General features: G+C 63.5%; 5 protein-coding genes and 1 tRNA gene. 1 reads left to right on the forward strand and 5 read right to left on the reverse strand.

All coding sequences use genetic code 11. From position 1 onward, the window contains the following. The 3 genes from KME77_RS13210 to dcd all read right to left on the reverse strand — a co-directional run. On the reverse strand, positions 1 to 782 hold a 782-nt coding region (locus KME77_RS13210), incomplete at its 3' end, for an inorganic phosphate transporter (RefSeq protein WP_219466448.1). Positions 783 to 789: 7 nt separating this feature from the next. Then, a complete protein-coding gene (locus tag KME77_RS13215) occupies positions 790 to 1407 on the reverse strand; it encodes a DUF47 domain-containing protein (RefSeq protein WP_219466450.1) in 618 nt (205 codons plus the stop codon). Between the two features lie 386 nt (positions 1408 to 1793). Beyond that, the gene (gene dcd / locus KME77_RS13220; RefSeq protein WP_219466462.1) at positions 1794 to 2369 is read right to left on the reverse strand and encodes a dCTP deaminase; all 576 of its coding nucleotides are present in this window, start codon (positions 2367 to 2369) and stop codon (positions 1794 to 1796) included. A gap of 137 nt (positions 2370 to 2506) precedes the next feature. On the opposite strand from dcd, the gene KME77_RS13225 reads away from it, so the two are divergent. Next, positions 2507 to 2580 (forward strand) — tRNA-Gly (locus tag KME77_RS13225). Positions 2581 to 2654: 74 nt separating this feature from the next. Here KME77_RS13225 and KME77_RS13230 read toward each other — a convergent pair. Then, entirely contained in the window at positions 2655 to 2987 is a 333-nt protein-coding gene (locus tag KME77_RS13230; RefSeq protein WP_219466454.1) for a helix-turn-helix domain-containing protein, read from the reverse strand. Further along, complete coding sequence (locus KME77_RS13235; RefSeq protein WP_219466457.1) at positions 2984 to 3364, reverse strand: type II toxin-antitoxin system RelE/ParE family toxin; 381 nt, start codon at positions 3362 to 3364, stop codon at positions 2984 to 2986. The genes KME77_RS13230 and KME77_RS13235 overlap by 4 nt, the downstream gene beginning before the upstream one ends. Positions 3365 to 3635: the final 271 nt, after the last annotated feature.

A 3635-nucleotide genomic window follows, 5' to 3' on the forward strand; every position in this document is an offset into this window, starting at 1 on the left:
GCCGACTCGGCGGCGAAGCCCTGCGGCGGGTCAAGTGCGATGATCCGGCGGCCCAGCGTACGCATGATCCGCCAGCCGCCCGCGTACGTGCCGAGCGAGATCGCCCCGGCGGAGGCCAGGATGACCCACTGCGGGATGCTGGCCGACGGGTTGATGTAGCCCCCGACGACGAGCGACAGGAAGATGACACCCATCGTCTTCTGCGCGTCCTGCAGCCCGTGCCCGAGCGCCATGGCCGCGGCCGAGACCGTCTGCGCGTACCGGAAGCCACGGTTGGTCTTACCGGGCTGGCTGTTGCGGAAGATCCAATAAATTGCGATCATGATCGCGGCGGCGAGCGAGAACCCGACCAGCGGCGAGATCACCATCGGGATGACCACCTTTTCCACCACGCCGTCCCAGTGCACGACACTGGCCGACGCGAGCGCCGAGCCGACCAGGCCGCCGATGAGCGCGTGGCTGGAGGAGGAGGGCAGGCCGAAGTACCAGGTGATCAGGTTCCAGCAGATGGCGCCGAAGAGCGCCGAAGCCACGATGACCAGGCCGTGCGAGCCTTTCGGGGCGTCGATGATGCCCTTGCCGACGGTCGCGGCGACCTGGGTGCCCAGGTGGGCGCCGATGAAGTTCATCGCGGCGGCCATGAACAACGCGGCCCTGGGGGTCAGGGCGCGGGTCGAGACCGAGGTCGCGATGGCGTTCGCAGCGTCGTGGAAGCCGTTGGTGTAGTCGAACGCCAACGCGATGACGACCACGCCGATGACGAGCGCGAGCGTGAGGTCCACCTAGAGCCTAGCTTTCCTTGACCGCGATGGTCTCGACGGTGTTGGCCACGTGCTCGAAGGCGTCGGCCGCCTCCTCGAGCGCGTCGACGACCTCCTTCATCTTCATGACCGTCAGCGCGTCGTACTCACCGCTGAACAGCTTGGCCAGCAGGCGGCGATAGACCTGGTCGCCCTGGTTCTCCAGGCGGTTGACCTCGATCCAGTACTCGTTGAGGTTCTTCATCGACCGCAGCCGCGGCATCGCCTCCGCGGTCAGCTCGGCGGCCCGCTCCAGCACCTCCACCTGGCGCACGACGTCCTTGGGGAGGTGGTCGATCTGGTAGAGGACGATGAGGTCGGAGGCCGCCTCCATGGCGTCCATCACGTCGTCGAGGTTCGAGGCGAGACGGTAGATGTCCTCGCGGTCGAACGGAGTGATGAAGCTCTCATTGAGCCGGTTCATGATCGCATGGGTGCGTTCGTCACCGGCGTGCTCGCAAGCGCGCATCTTCTCGGCCAGGGTTTCCCTGTCCGATCCGTCACTGATGATCTCCACCAGCAGGCGCGAGGCTGTGACCAGGTTGTTCGCGGAGTCGGCGAACAGGTCGTAGTAGCTGTCCTCACGTGGCGTGAGACGCAGGCGCACGTCGTTCTCCAGATGTGCGGGGATGGTCCGTGGAAGAGAGTACGGGTTACCAGGAGAAATACGAACTTCATGTCCCCTTCTCCTACTGGCTACCCGGCGTATGGTGCGCGACACCGTGGCTGTTGGTACTTTGGATGGCTTTTTGCCGCGCGGGCGAGCGGGGTTTGGACTCCAGCCACCTAAAGTCCATCTTGAGGGATATTTCCGGACATCCGCTAGTGCGGGCGCGGCCGTCGGCCGCCACGAATCCGTGCCGCCAGGACACCCGCCCGCCTCCGTGACGGCAACAAACCTGCCCACCGCATCACCCCGCGCCCACACACCCCCGAAGCCGCAGCCCCTCTAACCACCGGCTTTCGCCGACATCCCCTCCCCCACCTCACTCCTCAGATCTTGGTCCGATGAAAGTTCCTGAACGACCGGGACGGCGTCGGCCCCCGCTGCCCCTGATACCGCGACCCGTACTTCGAGGACCCGTACGGATACTCAGCCGGCGAACTCAACCGGAACACACACAACTGCCCGATCTTCATCCCCGGCCAGAGCTTGATCGGCAACGTCGCCACGTTCGACAGCTCCAACGTCACATGCCCGTTGAACCCCGGATCGATGAACCCCGCCGTCGAATGCGTCAACAACCCGAGCCGCCCCAGCGAGCTCTTCCCCTCCAACCGCGACGCCAGATCATCAGGCAAGCTGATCAGCTCGTACGTCGAGCCCAGCACGAACTCCCCCGGATGCAGGATGAACGGCTCATCCCCGTCAGGCTCCACCATCCGCGTCAGATCCGGCTGCTCCACGGACGGATCGATGTGCGGATACCGATGGTTCTCGAACACCCGGAAGAACCGATCAAGCCGTACGTCGATGCTGGACGGTTGCAGCATGTCCCGATCGAACGGGTCGAGCGCGAGCCGCCCCAAGTCGATCTCGGCCAGGATGTCGCGGTCAGATAGCAGCACGCAGAGCAACCTATCGCCTGCGGAGGTCCTGTGCCGGGGTCGTCGTTGGGGTCGTCGCCGGACGGAAACTTGGGGGCCGTGGCTTGCTGATGTGGTCGAAGTTTCCGCTACAGTGGTGGTCGCGGCGTTGAGCCGATGCGGGTGTAGTTCAATGGCAGAACATCAGCTTCCCAAGCTGACAGCGCGGGTTCGATTCCCGTCACCCGCTCCAACTGCGAAGGCCTAGGTCAGGGCAGATATGGTCAAGGCTCTGAACCATTTGGCTCCGATTCGGAGCGGCCTTTCTCAGGCGACTTTCCAGGTTCGGTCGCCAAGCGTAGCTATGAGATCCAAGTGACCCCCGAGGGCAGCGATGTACTCTCGTACGATGTCGATGCCGGACACTTCGCCATGCTCGATCTTGGAGATGCGAGCTTGGCTGACTCCCAAGGTGTGGGCGAGTTCAGCCTGGGTGACACCGGCGGCCTGACGAATCTCGGCGAGCTGGAATCCGCGGACGTACGCTTCGCGGCGTTCACGCGCGACGGCTTCTCCAGCAGCGCGTTCCGTCTCGTCTCGCGGGTCGAGCGCTGCCGCCTTGGCCTTGACATCTGACCACTTGCTGTACCTAGTGCTCATCGCTCCTCCTGCTCTTCTTCTTTGAGCGTGATCAGGTGCTGGGCAAATCGTTCATCAGCCAGTGGTATCGCTTCCCGATACCAGCGGTTCCAGTTGCCGGCTTTGTCGCCGGCTACCAGAAAGATCGCTTCCCTTGCTGGATCAAAGCAGAACAGCATTCGGATTTCACTTGTCCCCGATGAGGGCGGACGGAGTTCCTTCATATTGTGGTGCTGGCTGCCCTGTACCCGATCAACCAAGGGACGGCGCGCTGTCGGGCCTTCCTCCACGAGCTGATCGATCGCGTCCTTGATCAGGTCTCCAGTCTCCGGATCGTTTGCGCATATGGCCAGGTACCACGCCTCGACCTCCGGATGAAGACTGACCTCCCAGCTCATGCAATGATTATAACCATCTAGTCATATTCTCCGTGTCCGCATTCTCGCTTCCCCCGTCGCGGCGGGTCGACCGTCTACCGGATGATCAGGCGGTCGGCGTGTGCGCGTCGTGGGTGAAACACCAGGTCGTGGGCTGATCGCCGGGCCATTAGATCCAGATCCGCCCTTCGGGCGTGCTCGCGTGGATGAGAATCGGGGGTGTGCTGCCCGCTGACGTCGCTCCGCTATGGCTCGTGGAGACCGTCCATTAGATTGACGCTGGAGCCCTCAC

The organism is Nonomuraea rhizosphaerae (assembly GCF_019396405.1).
GTDB classification, from domain to species: domain Bacteria; phylum Actinomycetota; class Actinomycetes; order Streptosporangiales; family Streptosporangiaceae; genus Nonomuraea; species Nonomuraea rhizosphaerae.